This window comes from Thalassiella azotivora (genome assembly GCF_054781695.1).
The window spans coordinates 114,383-132,283 of record NZ_BAAGTX010000002.1; the positions used below are offsets into that span (position 1 = coordinate 114,383).

The 17,901-nt window shown below is 74.4% G+C and carries 12 protein-coding genes and 1 tRNA gene; 8 read left to right on the plus strand and 5 right to left on the minus strand.

Annotated features, from left to right (window positions below):
• Nucleotides 1-8: 8 nt before the first annotated feature.
• Genes ACYVQV_RS02150 through ACYVQV_RS02160 form a run of 3 tightly spaced genes read left to right on the plus strand, consistent with a single transcriptional unit; the run spans nt 9 to nt 3,210 of the window.
• Nucleotides 9-1,181: an acyl-CoA dehydrogenase family protein gene (locus tag ACYVQV_RS02150; RefSeq protein WP_461021613.1), complete on the plus strand. Its 1,173-nt coding sequence runs from the start codon at nt 9-11 to the stop codon at nt 1,179-1,181.
• Nucleotides 1,178-1,645 carry a MaoC family dehydratase gene (locus tag ACYVQV_RS02155; protein ID WP_461021614.1) on the plus strand — a complete coding sequence of 156 codons (468 nt, stop codon included), beginning with the start codon at nt 1,178-1,180 and terminating at the stop codon, nt 1,643-1,645. Before ACYVQV_RS02150 ends, ACYVQV_RS02155 begins: the two co-directional genes overlap by 4 nt.
• The gene (locus ACYVQV_RS02160) at nt 1,642-3,210 is read left to right on the plus strand and encodes a long-chain-fatty-acid--CoA ligase (RefSeq protein WP_461021615.1); all 1,569 of its coding nucleotides are present in this window, start codon (nt 1,642-1,644) and stop codon (nt 3,208-3,210) included. The genes ACYVQV_RS02155 and ACYVQV_RS02160 overlap by 4 nt, the downstream gene beginning before the upstream one ends.
• Nucleotides 3,211-3,297: 87 nt before the next feature.
• Here the strand turns inward: ACYVQV_RS02160 and ACYVQV_RS02165 are convergent.
• The 5 genes from ACYVQV_RS02165 to ACYVQV_RS02185 all read right to left on the minus strand — a co-directional run bounded on the left by ACYVQV_RS02165 (nt 3,298) and on the right by ACYVQV_RS02185 (nt 9,799).
• Nucleotides 3,298-3,372, minus strand: a tRNA-Arg gene (locus tag ACYVQV_RS02165).
• A 122-nt stretch (nt 3,373-3,494) separates the two neighbouring features.
• On the minus strand, nt 3,495-5,420 hold the full coding sequence (locus ACYVQV_RS02170; RefSeq protein WP_461021616.1) for a D-alanyl-D-alanine carboxypeptidase family protein: 1,926 nt from the start codon (nt 5,418-5,420) through the stop codon (nt 3,495-3,497).
• Nucleotides 5,421-5,640: 220 nt separating this feature from the next.
• Nucleotides 5,641-6,714: a hemolysin family protein gene (locus tag ACYVQV_RS02175; RefSeq protein ID WP_461021617.1), complete on the minus strand. Its 1,074-nt coding sequence runs from the start codon at nt 6,712-6,714 to the stop codon at nt 5,641-5,643.
• The gene (locus ACYVQV_RS02180) at nt 6,711-8,210 is read right to left on the minus strand and encodes a hemolysin family protein (protein ID WP_461021730.1); all 1,500 of its coding nucleotides are present in this window, start codon (nt 8,208-8,210) and stop codon (nt 6,711-6,713) included. Before ACYVQV_RS02180 ends, ACYVQV_RS02175 begins: the two co-directional genes overlap by 4 nt.
• A gap of 125 nt (nt 8,211-8,335) precedes the next feature.
• On the minus strand, nt 8,336-9,799 hold the full coding sequence (locus tag ACYVQV_RS02185) for a GuaB1 family IMP dehydrogenase-related protein (RefSeq protein ID WP_461021618.1): 1,464 nt from the start codon (nt 9,797-9,799) through the stop codon (nt 8,336-8,338).
• Nucleotides 9,800-10,028: 229 nt separating this feature from the next.
• On the opposite strand from ACYVQV_RS02185, the gene ACYVQV_RS02190 reads away from it, so the two are divergent.
• The 5 genes from ACYVQV_RS02190 (at nt 10,029) to ACYVQV_RS02210 (ending at nt 17,874) form a co-directional block, all read left to right on the plus strand.
• Complete coding sequence (locus ACYVQV_RS02190) at nt 10,029-10,712, plus strand: response regulator (RefSeq protein WP_461021731.1); 684 nt, start codon at nt 10,029-10,031, stop codon at nt 10,710-10,712.
• Nucleotides 10,709-11,827, plus strand: a complete 1,119-nt coding sequence (locus ACYVQV_RS02195) for a sensor histidine kinase (protein ID WP_461021619.1) — start codon at nt 10,709-10,711, stop codon at nt 11,825-11,827. The genes ACYVQV_RS02190 and ACYVQV_RS02195 overlap by 4 nt, the downstream gene beginning before the upstream one ends.
• Before the next feature lie 114 nt (nt 11,828-11,941).
• Nucleotides 11,942-12,958, plus strand: coding sequence for an ABC transporter ATP-binding protein (locus ACYVQV_RS02200; protein WP_461021620.1), 1,017 nt, complete (start codon nt 11,942-11,944; stop codon nt 12,956-12,958).
• Nucleotides 12,955-13,764, plus strand: a complete 810-nt coding sequence (locus ACYVQV_RS02205; RefSeq protein WP_461021621.1) for an ABC transporter permease subunit — start codon at nt 12,955-12,957, stop codon at nt 13,762-13,764. The genes ACYVQV_RS02200 and ACYVQV_RS02205 overlap by 4 nt, the downstream gene beginning before the upstream one ends.
• 165 nt (nt 13,765-13,929) lie before the next feature.
• A complete protein-coding gene (locus ACYVQV_RS02210) occupies nt 13,930-17,874 on the plus strand; it encodes a multifunctional oxoglutarate decarboxylase/oxoglutarate dehydrogenase thiamine pyrophosphate-binding subunit/dihydrolipoyllysine-residue succinyltransferase subunit (RefSeq protein ID WP_461021622.1) in 3,945 nt (1,314 codons plus the stop codon).
• Nucleotides 17,875-17,901 lie beyond the last annotated feature (27 nt).

The window sequence follows — 17,901 nt, forward strand, 5'->3', positions numbered from 1 at the left end:
GGACGGTCATGGACTTCTCGCTCACCGAGGAGGAGAAGGCGATCCGCGACACCGCGCGCGCCTTCATCCGCAAGGAGGTGGTGCCGCTCGAGCAGGAGGTCCTGCTGCGCGAGCGCAGCCACCGCCCGGGTCTGGAGATCAGCGAGCTGCGCGAGCTGCAGCGCAAGGCCAAGGAGTTCGGCTTCTGGGGCCTGGCCACCCCGGAGGAGTACGGCGGCATGGACCTGCCGGCGGTCACCCAGTCGCTGCTGTGGACGGAGATCGGCCGCTCCTTCGTCCCGTTCCGCTTCGGCGGCGAGGCCGACAACATCCTCTTCGAGGCCGACGACGCGCAGAAGGAGGAGTACCTGCTGCCCACCATCGCCGGTGAGCGCATCTCCTGCTTCGCGATCACCGAGCCCGGCGCGGGCTCCGACGCCGCGAACATCACCTTCTCCGCCCGCCGGGACGGTGACGACTGGGTCCTCAACGGCGAGAAGACCTTCATCACCAACGGCAACGACGCGGACTTCGCGATCGTCGTCGCCGTCACCGACAAGGAGAAGGGCGTCCGCGGCGGCGGCACCACCGCCTTCCTCGTCGACCGCGACATGGGCTGGAAGTCCGAGTTCATCCCCACCATGGGCGAGGGCGGCCCCGCCTCCCTCGTGTTCGAGGACGTGCGCGTCCCCAGCCGCAACGTCCTCGGCGAGGTCGGTCAGGGCTTCGAGCTCGGCATGCGCTGGATCGGCAAGGGCCGCTTCACGATCCCCTCCCACGCGGTCGGCATCGCCGAGCGCGGGCTGCAGATGGCGATCGACCACGCCAACAGCCGGCACACGTTCGGCAAGCCCATCGCCACCAACCAGGCGATCCAGTGGATGGTCGCCGACTCCGAGGTCCAGCTCGAGGCCGCCCGGCTGCTCGTCCTGCGGGCGGCGTGGACGATCGACCAGGGCCTGGACGCGCGGCACGCCTCGTCCATGGGCAAGCTCTACGGCGCCGCGATGGTCAACGACGTCATCGACCGGGTCCTGCAGATCCACGGCGGCATGGGCTACACCCGCGAGCTGCCGATCGAGCGCTGGTACCGCCAGGTCCGCCTGTACCGGATCTTCGAGGGCACCGACGAGATGCAGCGCCTGATCATCTCGCGCGACCTGCTGCGCGGCTACACCAAGGTCGGGGGGCACCTGGCATGAGGACCTTCCCCAGCGTCTCCGACCTCGTCGCGGCCGTCGGCGAGGAGCTCGGCCCCGGTCCCTGGTACGACGTCACGCAGCACGACGTCGACCTGTTCGCCGACGCGACCGGCGACCACCAGTGGATCCACGTCGACCCCGAGCGCGCCGCGCAGGGCCCGTTCGGCGGCACCATCGCGCACGGGTACATGACCCTCTCGCTCGTGCCCCGGCTGATGAAGGACCTCTACGCGGTCGACGGGGTCGCGATGGGCGTCAACTACGGCCTGGAGAAGGTCCGCTTCCCCGCCCCCTCGCGGGTCGGCGGGCGGGTCCGCGCCCGCGCCCGTCTCGCCGACGCGACTCCCGTTCCCGGCGGCTACCAGCTGGTCACGCACGTCACGATCGAGGCGGACGGCGGCGACAAGCCCGTGTGCGTCGCCGAGACCGTCTCGCGCGTCTACCCCGTGGGAGGGACGACGTGACCCTGCTGTCCCTGGCCACGGTGCTGGCCGACTCGGCCCGCCGCTACCCCGGCAAGACCGCCGTCGTGCTCGGCGACGAACGCGTGTCCTACGCGGACCTGTGGCTGCAGGCACGCGCCTACGGCGCGGCGCTGCGCGAGCTCGGCGTGCAGCCCGGCGAGACGGTGGCGCTGATGTGCCCCAACGTCACCGACTTCCCCCGCGCCTACTACGGCGTCCTCGCCGCGGGCGCCGTCGTCGTCCCGGTGCACCTGCTGCTCACCGCCGAGGAGGTCGCGTACGTGCTGCGCGACAGCCGGGCGAGCGTCCTGCTCGTGCACGGCGCGGTCGCGCCCGCCGGTGTCGCCGCGGCGCAGGCGGCCGGGGTCCGGGTCGTGACCCTCGGGGTCCCGGCGGACCTCGCCGGCGGTGCACCGCGTCTGGAGGACCTCGCGGCCGCGGTCGAGCCGCTGCGCTCCTACGCCTCCCGTGAGGCCGAGGACCCGGCGGTCGTCCTGTACACCAGCGGCACGACCGGCCAGCCGAAGGGCGCGGTCCTCACGCACCTGAACCTCGTGCTCAACGCGACCGTCAACGTCTTCGACGCCAACGACGCCCGGCACGAGGACGTCGTCCTCGGCTGCCTGCCGCTGTTCCACAGCTTCGGCCAGACCGTGGGGATGAACGGGGCGTTCCGGCTCGGCTCCACGTTGGTGCTGCTCCCCCGTTTCACCGGCGCGGACGCCATCAGGCTGATGCTCGCCGAGCAGGTCACCGTGTTCCACGGGGTCCCGACGATGTACATCGCGCTGCTGGACGCGGCGGCCGGGGCGACGGAGCTGCCGCGTCCGCGGTTGTGCGTCTCCGGCGGGGCCTCGTTGCCGGTGGCCGTCCTGGAGCGCTTCGGCGAGGTCTTCGGCGCCACCGTCTACGAGGGCTACGGGCTGTCCGAGACGTCGCCCACCGCCACCACGAACCAGCCGCACTTCGGCACCCGCCCGGGCACGGTCGGGCACCCGGTGTGGGGCGTGGAGGTCGAGATCGCCCGCCCGGAGGTCGAGGACCGGATCGAGCTGCTGACCGGCCCCGACGAGCTGGGGGAGATCGTCATCCGCGGGCACAACGTGTTCGCGGGCTACCTCGGTCGTCCCGAGGAGACGGAGCGGGCGGTCGTGGACGGCTGGTTCCGTACCGGCGACCTCGGCAGCCGCGACGCCGACGGCTTCGTGCGCATCGTGGACCGGACGAAGGACGTCGTGATCCGCGGCGGCTTCAACGTCTACCCGCGGGAGGTCGAGGAGGTCCTGGTCCGGCACCCGGCGGTCGCGCAGGTCGCGGTCATCGGGGTGCCGGACGAGACGCTCGGCGAGGAGGTGTGCGCCGTGGTGGTCCTGGCACCTCGTGAGGACGGGACGCCCCCGCCGGGCTCGGAGGAGCTCATCGAGTGGTCGAAGGGGCGCCTCGGGCGGCACAAGTACCCCCGTCGGGTGCAGGTCGTCGACGAGCTGCCCCTCGGGCCGAGCATGAAGGTCCTCAAGCGCGAGCTGCGGCGCACCGTCGCCGAAGCCGCCGCTGCGGGCGCCTGACCCGCCTGGGGACGCGGAACGGGCCGGACCCCTTGGGGTCCGGCCCGTCCCGCGTCCGTCATCAGACCGCTCCGTCGTCTGACCGCGTGGTGCCCCCGGCAGGATTCGAACCTGCGCTCCCGCCTCCGGAGGGCGGTGCTCTATCCCCTGAGCTACGGGGGCGGTGCTGACCGCGACCTGGTGCGCCGCGGCGGTGAGGAGCCTAGCAGGGTCCGCGGGCTCCCCCGAACCGCGGGGTGGCCCGCCGTGAGCCGGGCTCCCGGGGCGCGACGCGGCGCCCGGTCTCAGCCGTTGGAGGGGGTGTACTCCCAGTGCCAGGGCTCGTAGGGGCCGCTGCCACCCGAGCGGGCCCAGGCCGGGTTGTCCCAGCCGAACCGGGGCGCGTTCTCCCTCATCCACCGGTACCGCGAGCCGCCGTTCTGGATGCCGCCACCGAGGTCCACGGCCATGCCCCAGCCGTGCTCGCTCGTGCCGGGCCGCGCGGCCAGGCCCGGCTTGCGGTTGCGCACGCTGACCTGCGCGGCGTACGAGCGGTACGAGTCGGTGATCATGATCGGCTCGCCGAACGCCTCGGTGTACGCGGCGTTCAGCTCCGCGAAGGCGACGGCGGCGTCGGCGCGCAGGTGGTGGCCCGGCTTCCACAGCTCGCACAGGTCGTCCAGGTTCAGCCGGCCGTTCGCCGCTCCCGTCTCGCGCACGACGCCGTCGCACCCGGGCAGGATCGGGCGGCCGAGGTCGCGGCTGGCCCGCTCGGCCTCCTGGCGGCTCGCGGTCAGCTGGTCCAGGCTCAGCGCCGCACCGGTGCCGACCCGCAGGGCCTCCCCGCCGGCAGGCAGCTCGGGGACGACGCGGAAGTCGCTCGCCGCCAGCAGCGCCTCGGCGGACAGGGAGGCCGCGTCCTGCACGGGCTCGCTGACCTCGCTGACCCGCTGGGCGACGGTCTGCGAGGTCTCCCCGCCACCGCGCGGCTGGTCACCGGTCATCGGCGCGACGACGGTCGCCAGCCCGAGGGCCCCGACGATGCCGACCCGCGGCAGCTGGCCCGTCCAGGCGGCCGCCCGGGCGCGACGGGCCCGGCGCAGCTCCGCGATCCGCGCGGCCTCGGCCTGCGCCTGGTGCGCCCGCACCTCCCGACGGCTCAGCCCGGCGGCCTCGTCCAGCTCGGTGCCGGCCGGCGCGGTCCAGTCGACCGCGTCCCAGTCCGTCCCGGAGGACCAGCCCTCGGGGTCGTCGGCCACGAACCCGCCCGGGCCGGCCCCGTCGTCCGCCGGGTCGTCGTCCGCCGGGTCCTCACCCAGCAGCTCCTCGTCCAGCAGCTCCTCGTCCAGCAGGTCCTCGTCCAGCAGGTCCTCGCCGACGGAGTCGCCGGTGGAGCCGCCGTCCAGCGGGCCCGCGGCCCAGCGCTCGTCGTCGGCGACGCCGGCGTCGACCCAGGCGTCGTCGGCCCAGGCGCTCCCGCTCGTGCCGGCGAGCCCCTCGTAGGGACTGCCCGCGTAGGGGTCGGGCTCGTAGCTGCCCTGCTGGTAGGACGGCTGGTCGTAGGAGGCGTCGCGGTAGGCCTGCGCGTAGACGTCGTCCTCGACGTCGAACCCTGCCGCCTCGGCGGGCAGCGTGTCGAAGCGCACCGCGGACGAGGTGGCGTCCGTGGTCTCCCACCCGTCCGCGGCGGGCGGGGCGTCGGGGACCCACGTCCCCTGGACACCGTCGGCCCAGCCGGGCTCGGCCGCCGCGGTGGCGTCGGGCTCCCCGGTGGTGGACCAGTCGCTGCCGGACCGGTCGTCGCCGGACCACTCGCTGCCGGACCACTCGCTGCCGGACCGGTCGTCGCCGGACCACTCGCTGCCGGCCCAGTCGGTGCTGCGGGACCAGTCCGACGTGCTCGACCAGTCCGAGGAGCCACTGCTCGACCAGGCGGTCCCCGACGCCTCGTCGGACCAGGCGCCGGGCTCCGTCCACCCTCCGTGCGCGTCCCCGCCGGCGTCGGACCACGACGTGTCGGCGTCGGCGCCGGACGGCGGGCGGTCGAAGGCGTAGACGAGGGGCTCGTAGCGGTACCCGGCCGACGAGTCGGACACCGACGAACCGGGCACGCCCTGCTCCCAGGCGTCCGTGGCGGCACCCTGACCGTCTCCGGCCGACGGCGGCTGCTCGTCCGGCGCCTCCTGGGCCTCGAGCGAGGCGAGGTAGGCGCGGTACTCGCGCCGCGTCATCGTGGCCGACAGCGGACGGTCCGCCGGTTCGGACGCGAACGGGTCCGAACCGGCGTGCGGGTACCCGACGTCCGCGCTCCGACGGGTGGTCCCGTCTGCCTGCGGCGGTAGCACGAGTCCTGCCTCCCGAGGGCGATCAGTCGCGGCGTCCGGCACGGTCGCGCCCACCGGGAACCCGGCGGGCGAAGTCACGTGATCGTAACGGAACGCCTGGGGGCCATCAAACCCCCCGGTCGGTTCCGGTCCGGGTCACCGGCCCGCCACGCTGGGTGGCGTCGACGACCTCGCCGATGAGCTCTTCGAGCACGTCCTCCATGAAGAGCACGCCCAGCTCGCGGCCGGCGCCGTCCAGGACGCGCGCCAGGTGGGCACCGCTGCGCTGCATCGCCGCCAGCGCGTCCTCCACCTCGTCGTCGACGCCCACGTTGACCAGCGAGCGGAGCCGCTTGTCGGGGACGGACCGGTCGTGCTCGTCGTCCTCGGCGTACAGGACGTCCTTGAGGTGCAGGTAGCCGACCAGCTCCCCGTCCTGCCCGGCGACGGGGAAGCGGCTGAAGCCGGTCCGCGCGACCAGCCGCTCCACGTCCTCGGGGGTCGCCCCGCGGACCAGGGTGACGACGTCGGCCACCGGGACCATGACGTCGCCGGCCACCCGGTCGCTGAACTGCAGCGCGCCGGTCAGGAGCCCGTGCTGCTCCTCCAGCAGGCCCTCGCGGTGGGACTCGTCGACGATGCTGTGCACCTGCTGGACGGTGTACGCGGACGCGACCTCGTCCTTCGGCTCCACCCGGAACAGGCGCAGCACCCCGTTGGCGACCGCGTTCAGGGCGCGGATGACCGGGGACAGCACCCTGGCCACACCCACGAGGGCGGGGGCCAGCACCAGGGCGACGCGGTCCGTGCCGGCCAGGGCGAGGTTCTTCGGCACCATCTCGCCGACGACGACGTGCAGGTAGACCACGACGGTCAGGGCCAGCGCGAACGCGATCGGGTGCAGCAGGCCGTCGGGCAGGCCGGCCGCGTGCAGCACCGGCTCGAGGCGGTGGGCCAGCGCCGGCTCGGCGACGGCGCCCAGGCCCAGGGAGCAGACGGTGATCCCCAGCTGGGCGCAGGCCAGCATCAGCGAGACGTGCTCCATCGCCCACAGGGTGGTGCGCGCCGCGCGGCTGCCGGCCGCGGCCCGCGGCTCGACCTGGGAGCGCCGGGCGGAGATGACGGCGAACTCGGCGCCGACGAAGAACGCGTTGCCCAGCAGCAGGACGAGGCCCACGCCGAGTCCCCACCAGTCGTTCACGCCGCACCCCCGTGCGCGGTGCGCCCGCGGCGCGGGCCCCGGTGGCTGCCGGGGGGCCCACCCGTCGCGTCACCGGTCGCGCCACCCGGCGGCACGGACATGCTGGCCGGGTCGGCGGCTCGGGGGCGGTCGTCCCCGGGCCCGCCGCGCGTGACCGTCACCGGTGCCGGCACGCCGCCGTCCGGTGTCGGCGTCGTCGCGCGCGGCAGCGGCCGCAGCCGGACCCGGTCGACCCGGTGCCCGTCCATCCGCACCACGCTGAGCACCCCGCCGGGCGCGTGCACCTCGTCGCCCACGGCCGGGACGCGCCCCAGCCGGGCCATGACGAACCCGCCGAGCGTCTCGTAGGCGGCCGAGTCGGGGACGTCGACCCCGAGGCGCTCGCGGGCCTCGTCCGGGCGCGTGGAACCCGGCAGCATCCACGCGCCGTCGCGCAGCCGGCGTGCCCCGGCGCGCGAGCGGTCGTGCTCGTCGGCGACCTCGCCGACGATCTCCTCGACCAGGTCCTCCAGGGTGACCACACCCGCGGTCCCGCCGTACTCGTCGGCGACGACGGCGAGCTGCAGCCCCTGGGCCCGCAGCTCGGCCAGCAGGGGGTCGAGGCGGATCGTCTCCGGCACCCGCAGGGCCTCGCTCATCAGCGCCCCCGCGGGCACCTCCTCGCGCTTGTCGTGCGGGACGGCGATCGCCTTCTTGACGTGCACGACGCCCACCACGTCGTCCACGTCCTGGTCGATCACGGGGAACCGCGAGAACCCGGTCCGCCGCGCCAGCCGCACCACGTCGGCCGCCGACTCGTCCCGCCGCACGCTCTCCATCTCGACGCGGTGCGTCATCACGTCGACGGCGGTGTGCCGGCTGAAGCCGAGCGTCCGCTCCAGGAGCGTGGCCGTCCCGGCGTCCAGCGTGCCGACCTCCGCGGAGCGGCGGACCAGCGCCGCCAGCTCGTCCGGCGACCGGCCGCTGGACAGCTCCTCCTGCGGCTCCACGCCGAACGCGCGCAGGACGCGGTTCGCGCTGCCGTTCAGGGTCCGGATGAGCGGCAGCGTCGACCAGGTGAAGGCACGCTGCAGGGGCACCGACCACCGGGCCGTCGCCAGCGGGACGGACAGCGCGAGGTTCTTCGGCACCAGCTCGCCGAGCACCATCGAGACGCCCGTGGCCAGGGCCATGCCCAGCCCGACGCTGGTCGGGCCGACGGCCGAGGCGGGCACACCGGCCGACGCCAGGGGGCCGGCCAGCAGCCGTGACACCGACGGCTCGACGAGGAAGCCGACGAGCAGGGTGGTCAGGGTGATCCCGACCTGGGCCCCGGACAGCTGCGTGGACAGGGTGCGCAGCCCGGCCAGCACGCGACCGGACCCGGCGTCGCCCTCCCGGGCGGCCCGCTCCACGCTGGGGCGGTCGACGGTGACCAGGGAGAACTCGGCCGCCACGAAGACGCCCGTGCCGAGCGTCAGCAGGACACCGACCCCGACCAGCAGCCACTCGGTCAGCACCGGTGGCCTCCGGCCGGGGCGCCGGTTCGTGAGGGGGCGGGGTCCGGCGGGGGATGTGATCCGTTCATCGCGAGCAGGATCCTACGGCGCGCCGGGCGCCGGTGGGCACCCCGTCCGCCCGGTCACCACCCCGACGGCAGCGGCCGGCCCTCCTCGTACCCGGCGCTGGACTGGACGCCGACCACGGCCCGCTCGGCGAACTCCGCCACCGTGCGCGCCCCCGCGTACGTGAACGCGCTGCGCACCCCCGAGGTGATCTGGTCCAGCAGGTCCTCCACCCCGGGCCGCTGGGCGTCCAGCACCATCCGGGAGCTGGAGATGCCCTCCTCGAACAGCGCCTTGCGGGCGCGGTCGAACGGCGAGTCGGCCCGGGTGCGGGCGGCCACGGCACGCGCCGACGCCATCCCGAAGCTCTCCTTGTACCGGCGGCCCTGGGCGTCGGTCATGAGGTCGCCGGGGCTCTCGTAGGTGCCGGCGAACCACGAGCCGACCATCACCTGGGAGGCGCCGGCGGCGAGGGCCAGCGCGACGTCGCGCGGGTGGCGCACCCCGCCGTCCGCCCACACGTGCGCCCCGACCTCGCGCGCGGCCGCGGCGCACTCCAGGACGGCGGAGAACTGCGGCCGGCCGACCGCCGTCATCATCCGCGTGGTGCACATGGCGCCCGGCCCGACGCCGACCTTGACGACGTCGGCGCCGGCGGCCACGAGGTCCCGCACCCCCTGCGCCGTGACCACGTTGCCCGCGACGACGGGCACGCCCGGGTCGAGCGCGCGCACGGCCCGCAGGGCCGCGAGCATCTTGTCCTGGTGGCCGTGGGCGGTGTCGACGACGAGCACGTCCGCACCGGCCTCGAGGACCGCCGCGGCGTTGCCGGCGACGTCGCCGTTGATGCCGACGGCGACGCCGACGCGCAGCCGGCCGCGGGCGTCCACCGCCGGGGCGTAGATCCGCGAGCGCAGGCAGCCGGTCCGGGTGACGACCCCGACGAGCCGCCCCTCGCGCACGACGGGCGCGAAGGAGCGGTGGGCGCCGGCGAGGGCGGCGAAGACCTGCTCGAGGCCGTCGTCGCCCGGGGGCCGGTCCTCCACCAGCGAGGCGTCGACCGTCAGGGGGTGCGGCGTCATCACCTCCTGCACCTGGGTGAACCGGTCCACGCCGGTGCAGTCGGCCTCGGCGACGACGCCGAGCGGCCGCTCCTCGGCGTCCACGACGACGACCGCCCCGTGCGCCCGCTTGGGGATCAGGTGCAGCGCGTCGGTGACCGTGTCCCCGGGGCGGACCGTCAGCGCCGTCTCCCACACGCGGTGGCGGCCCTTGACCCAGGACACGACGTCGGCGACGACGTCGAGGGGCGTGTCCTGCGGCAGGACGGCGAGCCCGCCGCGGCGGGCGACCGTCTCGGCCATCCGCCGTCCCGAGACCGCCGTCATGTTCGCCACGACCACGGGCAGGGTGGTGCCCGTGCCGTCGTCGGTGGACAGGTCCACGTCGAGGCGGGAGGTGACGTCGGAGCGCGAGGGCACCAGGAAGACGTCGGAGTACGTCAGGTCGTGGTCGGGACGCTGCCCGTCGAGGAACCGCACGAGCGACCACGGTAGCGCCGCGAGGTCCGGCGCAGCCGCCCGCGGAGGCGGGCACACGATCTCCACGAGGGCCCCACCGGACCCGCCGGGAGGCGGCGCCGCGGGCGCGCCGGCCGCGCGCCGTCGTCCGTAAGGTGGTCGGGTGGCGACGAGGCGAGGCGAGGGTGCGGGCGGGGACCGGGTCCGGCCGTCGGCGGACCCCGAGCAGGCGGGCGGACGGCGGCCGGTGGTGCTCGTCGTCGAGGACGAGCCGGCGATCGCGAACGCGGTCGTCACCCGGCTGCGCGCGGAGGGCCTGACCGCCCAGGCCGTGTACGACGGCCCGAGCGGGGTGGAGGCCGCCGCGACCATGCGGCCCGACGTCGTCGTCCTGGACGTCATGCTGCCCGGGATCGACGGGCTCGAGGTCTGCCGGCGGATCCAGGCCGACTCCCCCGTGCCGGTGCTCATGCTCACCGCGCGCGACGACGAGACCGACATGCTCGTCGGTCTCGGCGTGGGCGCCGACGACTACATGACCAAGCCGTTCTCCATGCGCGAGCTCGTCGCCCGCGTGCGGGCCCTGCTGCGTCGCGTGGAGCGGGCGCGCGCGGTCGCCGGCCGCGGCGCCGGCGACGCCACGCTGGTGCTGGGCGACCTCGTGGTCGACCGGGGGCAGCGTCGGGTCCGCCGCCGCGGCGACGAGGTGCACCTGACCCCCACCGAGTTCGACCTGCTGGTCTGCCTGGCCGAGGAGCCGCGCACCGTCCTGTCCCGCGAGCGGCTGCTCGAGCAGGTGTGGGACTGGGTGGACGCCTCCGGCACCCGGACGGTCGACAGCCACGTGAAGGCCCTGCGGCGCAAGCTCGGGCCGGAGGTGATCCGGACCGTGCACGGGGTGGGGTACGCCCTGGAGCCCGTCGAGGCGCCGTGACCGAGCACGGCGCCCGCCAAGGGCCGCGGCACGGTCTGGTCGACCTGCGGCCGCTGGACCAGGTCCGGTCCCTGAAGACCAAGCTCGGGCTGCTCGTCGCGGCGACGGTGACGGTCGCCGCGCTGGTGGTCTGGCAGGGCCTGCACCACGCGGTGGGCCCGCGGTGGACCGTGCCGGCGGCGGTGGTGGTGGCGCTCGCGGTCACCCAGCTGCTGGCCCGCGGGATGACCTCACCGCTGCGGGAGATGACCGCGGCGGCACGGGCGATGGCCACCGGCGACTACAGCCGCCGGGTGCGCGCGACGAGCCGCGACGAGGTGGGCCAGCTCGCGCACGCGTTCAACCGGATGGCGGAGGACCTGGAGACCGCCGACCGCCAGCGCCGCGAGCTGGTGGCGAACGTCAGCCACGAGCTGCGCACCCCCGTCACGGCGCTGCACGCCCAGCTGGAGAACCTCGTCGACGGCGTCACCGAGCCGGACCCGCAGACGCTGGAGGCGGCGCTGGCGCAGACCGAGCGGCTGGGCCTGCTCGTCACCCAGCTGCTCGACCTGTCCCGGCTGGAGGCGGGCGTGGTGCCGCTGGAGGTGGAGGACGTGTCGGTCCGGCCCTTCCTGGAGGACGCCGTGGCCTCGGCCCGGCTGGTCGCGGCCGGCGCGGACCGCGACGTCAGCTGGCACGTCGACGTCCAGCCGCCGGACCTGCTGGCCCGCGCCGACCCGGCCCGACTGCACCAGGTGGTGGCCAACCTGCTCGACAACGCCTCCCGGCACTCCCCGACCGGCGGACGGGTGCAGGTGCTCGCGCGCCGGCTGCCGTCGAAGGAGGGGGGCGGCGTGCGGCTCGACGTCGTCGACGAGGGACCGGGGATCGCGCCCGCCGACCGCGAGCGGGTGTTCGAGCGGTTCCACCGGGGCGGTCCCGGGGACGGCACCGGCGGCACGGGCGGCACCGGCCTGGGGTTGGCGATCGCCCGCTGGGCCGTCGAGCTCCACGGCGGGACGATCGAGGTGGCCGACTCGGACGCGGGGTGCCGGATCGCCGTCGTGGTCCCCCCGGGGCTGACCAGCCGCCCCGCGACGGCCGAGATCCCCCAGGTCGACCCGGTCGAGTGAGCCGCCGGCCGGTGCCTCACGCCGACCGTCGACGTCGATCATCCCGCGGGGGGAGCCGCCGGGTCAGTCAGCGGGGTGACGACGTTCGCCCTGCCGCCCGCCAGACTGGGCACCATGCACACACCTGACGACCGCGTGGGTGACGGCAGGATCGCCGTCCGCGGCCTCACCAAGCGCTTCGGCGACGTGCTCGCCGTCGACGACCTCACCTTCGACGTCTCCCCCGGCCGCGTCACCGGCTTCCTCGGCCCGAACGGGGCCGGCAAGACCACGACGCTGCGGATGCTGCTCGGTCTGGTGACCCCGACCTCGGGCACCGCGACGGTGGACGGCGTCCGCTACGCCGACCTGCAGGCCCCGCAGCGGGTCGTCGGTGCCGCCCTGGAGGCCAGCAGCTTCCACCCCGGCCGGACGGCGCGAGACCACCTCCGCGTGCTGGCCCGCACCTCGGGCGCGTCGGACGCCCGCGTGGACGAGCTGCTCGACCTCGTCGGGCTGGCCGGCGCGGGCCGCCGGCGGGCCGGGGGCTTCTCGCTCGGCATGCGCCAGCGGCTCGGGCTCGCCTCGGCCCTCGTCGGCGACCCGCGGGTGCTGGTGCTCGACGAGCCGGCCAACGGCCTGGACCCCGAGGGCATCCGGTGGCTGCGGGGCTTCCTGCGCCACCTCGCCTCGGAGGGGCGCACGGTGCTGGTGTCCAGCCACGTGCTGTCGGAGGTGCAGCAGACGGTGGACGACGTGGTGATCATCAGCCGTGGCCGCCTGGTGCGGCAGTCGACCCTGGCCGACCTCGAGCGCGAGGCGCGCTCCGGCGTCCGCGTGCTGGCGGCCGACCCGCAGGCGCTGGTCGCGTTGGCCGCCCGCAGCGGCTGGGACCTGGACACGTCCACCCCCGGCACGACGGTGGTGCGCGGGCTGGACCCGGCCGCGGTCGGGCACGCCTGCTTCGCGGCGGGCGTCGAGCTGCACGAGCTCACCCGGGTGGGGTCGGACCTGGAGTCGACGTTCTTCGCCCTGACCTCGGGCGGTCCGCCGGCGGGCACCCCGGCTCAGCCCGCGCCCCCCGGCGGCGGCCACGACGTCGGCGCCTCGGCCGAGGCCACCACCCACCGGACCGAGGAGGTCGCGCGATGACCGCGCTGCTGTCGACCGAGATGCTCAAGATCCGCACCACGCGGGTGTGGTGGGGCATGCTCATCGGGCTGCTGGTGTGGGCGGTGCTGTGGTCGCTGCCGAACGCCTTCTTCGTCGGCGCCGACCTCGGCGCCGAGGCGGGCGGCGCGGTCGTCCCGCCGATGACCGACGACGCGATGGCACGCACCGTGTACACCACCGCGCTCACCTCGTTCGGGTACGCCTTCACGCTCGTGCTCGGCGTCCTCGTGGTCAGCGGCGAGTACCGGCACCAGACCGTGACGCCGACGTTCCTGGCGACACCGCACCGGCACCGCGTGGTGCTGGCCAAGTGGGGAGCCACCAGCGTCTACGCCCTGCTGTACGGGACGCTGGCCCTGCTGGCCTCCGTCGCCGTGACGGTCGCGATCCTCGCGGCACGCGGGCAGGAGCTGAACCTCGGCGCCGAGGGGCTCCCCCGGGCCCTGGCCTTCGCCCTCCTCGGCTTCGTGCTGTGGGGCCTGATCGGCATCGGGCTCGGCACGCTGCTCGGCAACCAGGTGGTCGCGATCCTCGTCGGGGTCGGCTTCATCTTCGTCGAGTTCGTCGCCACGATCGCCCTCAGCTTCGTGTCGTGGGGCCCGGACCTGCTCAAGTGGCTGCCGAGCAGCGCGACGAACGCGATGCTCACGCCCGTCACCCAGGAGGTCGACGGGGTCAGCGCGGAGATCCTCCCGTGGTGGGGCGGGCTGCTGGTCCTGCTCGGCTACGCGCTCCTGTCCGCCGGTCTGGGTGCCGCGTCCACGCTGCGCCGCGACGTCACCTGACGGCCGTCGCCGTAGGACACGGACAGTGACAGGTCGCCCGCGGAGCGTTCCGCCCCGCGGGCGACCTGCCGCGTCCGCGGACGCGTGCTGGACTAGGGTTGGACCCGGCGTCACCCGTGCCGTGACGCGTCGACCCACGATGGATGGAAGAGGGCGATCCTCGCCGTGTCACAGTCCCCCGTCCCCAGCTCGCGGCCCGGTTCCTCCCAGGGCACGGACCCTGCGGCGGTCTTCGGTCCGAACGAGTGGCTCGTCGACGAGCTCTACCAGCGCTACCTCGAGGACAAGGAGTCCGTCGACCCGGCCTGGTGGGAGTTCTTCGCCGACTTCACCCCCCACGACACCGGCAGCGGCGGGGCGAGGCAGGACCGGCGGGCGCAGTCCCCGGCGGACGGTGCCGGAGGGGACGACCGCGAGGCCGGGGACGCGGGAGACGCCGGAGACGCGACGCAGGGCGCCGGGACGTCGGGCGCCCCCGCGCCGGCCCGCGGCACGGACGAGGCGCCGGCGCCGCAGGAGGACCGGGCGCCGCAGGGGGACGGGGCGCCGCGCCCGGCGGCCGCGCCCTCCGGCCCGGCCCCCACCCCGAAGGCGCAGCCCCCGGCACCGGCCCGCACCCCCGACGACATCGCGATCGACCCCCGGCCCGTGGCCGCGGACCTGCCGAAGCCCCCGCCGGCGAAGGCGGCCAACCGCAAGGCCGAGGACGAGCGGACGGAGGAGACCGTCCGCCTGCGCGGCCCCGCGGCCCGCGTGGTGACCAACATGGAGGCCAGCCTCGAGGTCCCCACGGCCACGAGCGTGCGCGCCGTCCCGGCCAAGCTGCTGGTCGACAACCGGATCGTCATCAACTCCAACCTCGCCCGCGCCCGGGGTGGCAAGGTCTCGTTCACCCACATCATCGGGTTCGCGCTCGTGCAGGCGCTCAAGGCCATGCCGGAGATGAACTACGGCTACACCGAGGTCGAGGGCAAGCCGGGCGTGATCAAGCCGGCCCACGTCAACCTGGGCATCGCCATCGACCTGGCCAAGGACGACGGGACCCGCCAGCTCCTCGTCCCCAGCATCAAGAACGCCGACACGATGGACTTCGCCCAGTTCTGGGCGGCCTACGAGGACGTCGTCCGGCGCGCCCGCGCCGGCAAGCTCACCGTGGAGGACTTCGCCGGCACGACCCTGAGCCTGACGAACCCCGGCACCATCGGCACGGTCCACTCCGTGCCCCGACTGATGAAGGGCCAGGGAGCCATCATCGGCGTCGGCGCGATGGAGTACCCCGCCGAGTACCAGGGCGCGTCGGAGGAGACGCTCGCCCGCCTCGGGGTCAGCAAGGTGATGACGCTGACCTCCACGTACGACCACCGCATCATCCAGGGCGCCCAGTCCGGTGACTTCCTGCGGATGGTGCACCAGCTCCTCCTCGGCGAGGAGGAGTTCTACGACCGGATCTTCCACTCGCTGCGGATCCCCTACGAGCCCGTCCGCTGGGTGCGCGACATCTCGATCGACGAGCAGGACGAGATCGGTCGCACCGCGCGCGTCGTCGAGCTGATCCACGCCTACCGCGTGCGCGGCCACCTGATGGCCGACACCGACCCGCTGGAGTACCGCCAGCGCCGCCACCCCGACCTGGACATCCAGACCCACGGCCTGACCCTGTGGGACCTGGACCGCGAGTTCCCCACGGGCGGCTTCGGCGGCAAGCCGGTGATGAAGCTGCGGCACATCCTCGGCGTCCTGCGCGACTCGTACTGCCGCACCGTCGGCATCGAGTACATGCACATCCAGGACCCCGAGCAGCGCGCCTGGATCCAGGAGCGCGTCGAGCGCCCGTACGCGAAGCCGGACCGCGACGAGCAGCTGCGGATCCTGCGGCGGCTGAACTCTGCCGAGGCGTTCGAGACGTTCCTGCAGACCAAGTTCGTCGGCCAGAAGCGCTTCAGCCTCGAGGGCGGCGAGTCCGTCATCCCGCTGCTGGACGCCCTGCTGTCCGAGGCCGCGGACGCCGGGCTGGACGAGGCCTGCGTCGGCATGCCGCACCGCGGGCGCCTGAACGTGCTCGCGAACATCGCCGGCAAGAGCTACGGCCAGATCTTCCGGGAGTTCGAGGGCGCCCAGGACCCGCGCAGCGTCCAGGGCTCCGGCGACGTGAAGTACCACCTCGGCACCGAGGGCACCTTCACCGCCGAGTCGGGGCAGACCACCAAGGTCTACCTGGCGGCGAACCCCTCGCACCTCGAGGCGGTCAACCCCGTGCTCGAGGGGATCGTCCGCGCCAAGCAGGACCGCATCGACCTCGGCGGCACCAGCTTCCCCGTCCTGCCGGTCCTGCTGCACGGCGACGCCGCCTTCGCCGGCCAGGGCGTGGTGGCCGAGACCCTCAACCTCTCCCAGCTGCGCGGCTACCGCACCGGCGGCACGGTGCACGTGGTCATCAACAACCAGGTCGGCTTCACCACGGCCCCGACCTCGTCGCGCTCGTCGGTGTACTGCACCGACGTCGGCAAGATGATCCAGGCGCCGATCTTCCACGTGAACGGCGACGACCCGGAGGCCTGCGTGCGGGTCGCCCGGCTGGCGTTCGAGTTCCGCCAGGCGTTCGACAAGGACGTCGTCATCGACCTGGTCTGCTACCGGCGTCGCGGTCACAACGAGGGCGACGACCCCTCGATGACCCAGCCGCTGATGTACTCGCTCATCGAGAACAAGCGCAGCGTCCGCAAGCTCTACACCGAGTCCCTCATCGGCCGCGGCGACATCACGGTCGAGGAGGCCGAGTCGGCGCTCAAGGACTACCAGGAGCAGCTCGAGCGCGTCTTCGCCGAGACCCGCGCGAGCACGTCGGGCAGCGAGGCGCGCGGCCACGACGGCGCCGACGGGCCCGGTGGGCTCGAGCAGCCCGACGCCCAGCGCGCGGACGACGCGGCGCAGCCGACCGCCCCCCGCCGCACCGCCGTCCCGCTCGAGGTCATCAAGCGGATCGGCGACTCCCACGTGTCGCCGCCCGAGGGCTTCGTCGTCCACCCGAAGCTGCGCCAGCTGCTGGAGAAGCGCTCGCAGATGTCGCGCGACGGGGGCATCGACTGGGGCTACGGCGAGCTGCTCGCCTTCGGCTCCCTGGTGATGGAGGGCGTGCCCGTCCGCCTGGCCGGCCAGGACTCGCGCCGCGGCACGTTCGTGCAGCGGCACGCGGTGCTCACCGACAAGACCAGCGGCGAGGAGTGGACGCCGCTGCTGTACCTGTCGAAGGACCAGGCGCGGTTCTGGGTGTACGACTCGCTGCTGTCCGAGTTCGCGGCGATGGGCTTCGAGTACGGGTACTCCGTCGAGCGCCCCGACGCCCTGGTGCTGTGGGAGGCGCAGTTCGGCGACTTCGCCAACGGCGCGCAGTCCATCGTCGACGAGTTCATCTCCTCGTCCGAGCAGAAGTGGGGGCAGCGCTCCTCGGTGGTCCTGCTGCTGCCGCACGGGTACGAGGGCCAGGGGCCGGACCACTCCTCCGCGCGCATCGAGCGCTACCTGCAGATGTGCGCCGAGGAGAACATGACCGTCGCGATGCCCTCCACGCCCGCGTCGTACTTCCACCTGCTGCGCCGCCAGGCCTACGCCCGGCCCCGCCGCCCGCTCGTGGTCTTCACGCCGAAGTCGATGCTGCGTCTCAAGGCGGCGGCGTCCGACGTGGAGGACTTCACCGAGGGCGGCTTCCAGCCGGTCATCGGCGAGCAGTACGCCGACGCCGAGCAGGCGAAGAAGGTCGACCGGGTGCTGCTGTGCACCGGCAAGGTCTACTACGACCTGCTGGCGCACCGGGCGAAGGTCGATGACGAGCGCACCGCGATCGTGCGCGTCGAGCAGCTCCACCCGCTCGACGAGGAGTCGTTCGCCGCGGCGCTCGCGCCGTTCGGGGACGCCGAGCTGGTCTGGGTCCAGGAGGAGCCGGAGAACCAGGGCGCGTGGCCGTTCATGGCGCTCAACCTGTTCGGCAAGGGCCTGGTCGACCGCAGGGTCCGGGTCGTCTCCCGCCCGGCGTCGGCCTCGCCCGCGACCGGCTCCAGCAAGAAGCACCAGGCCGAGCAGGCGGAGCTGGTGGGACGCGCCTTCGCCCGCTGACCCGCGCCGCACCCGGTGCCCGCGCCG

What these genes read in the sequence shown, in the direction of transcription:
- ACYVQV_RS02150 (WP_461021613.1), top strand. Translation starts at nt 9, where the DNA reads ATGGACTTCTCGCTCACCGAGGAGGAGAAGGCGATCCGCGACACCGCG.
- ACYVQV_RS02155 (WP_461021614.1), top strand. Translation starts at nt 1,178, where the DNA reads ATGAGGACCTTCCCCAGCGTCTCCGACCTCGTCGCGGCCGTCGGCGAG.
- ACYVQV_RS02170 (WP_461021616.1), bottom strand. Translation starts at nt 5,420, where the DNA reads ATGACGCGGCGCGAGTACCGCGCCTACCTCGCCTCGCTCGAGGCCCAG.
- ACYVQV_RS02200 (WP_461021620.1), top strand. Translation starts at nt 11,942, where the DNA reads ATGCACACACCTGACGACCGCGTGGGTGACGGCAGGATCGCCGTCCGC.
- ACYVQV_RS02205 (WP_461021621.1), top strand. Translation starts at nt 12,955, where the DNA reads ATGACCGCGCTGCTGTCGACCGAGATGCTCAAGATCCGCACCACGCGG.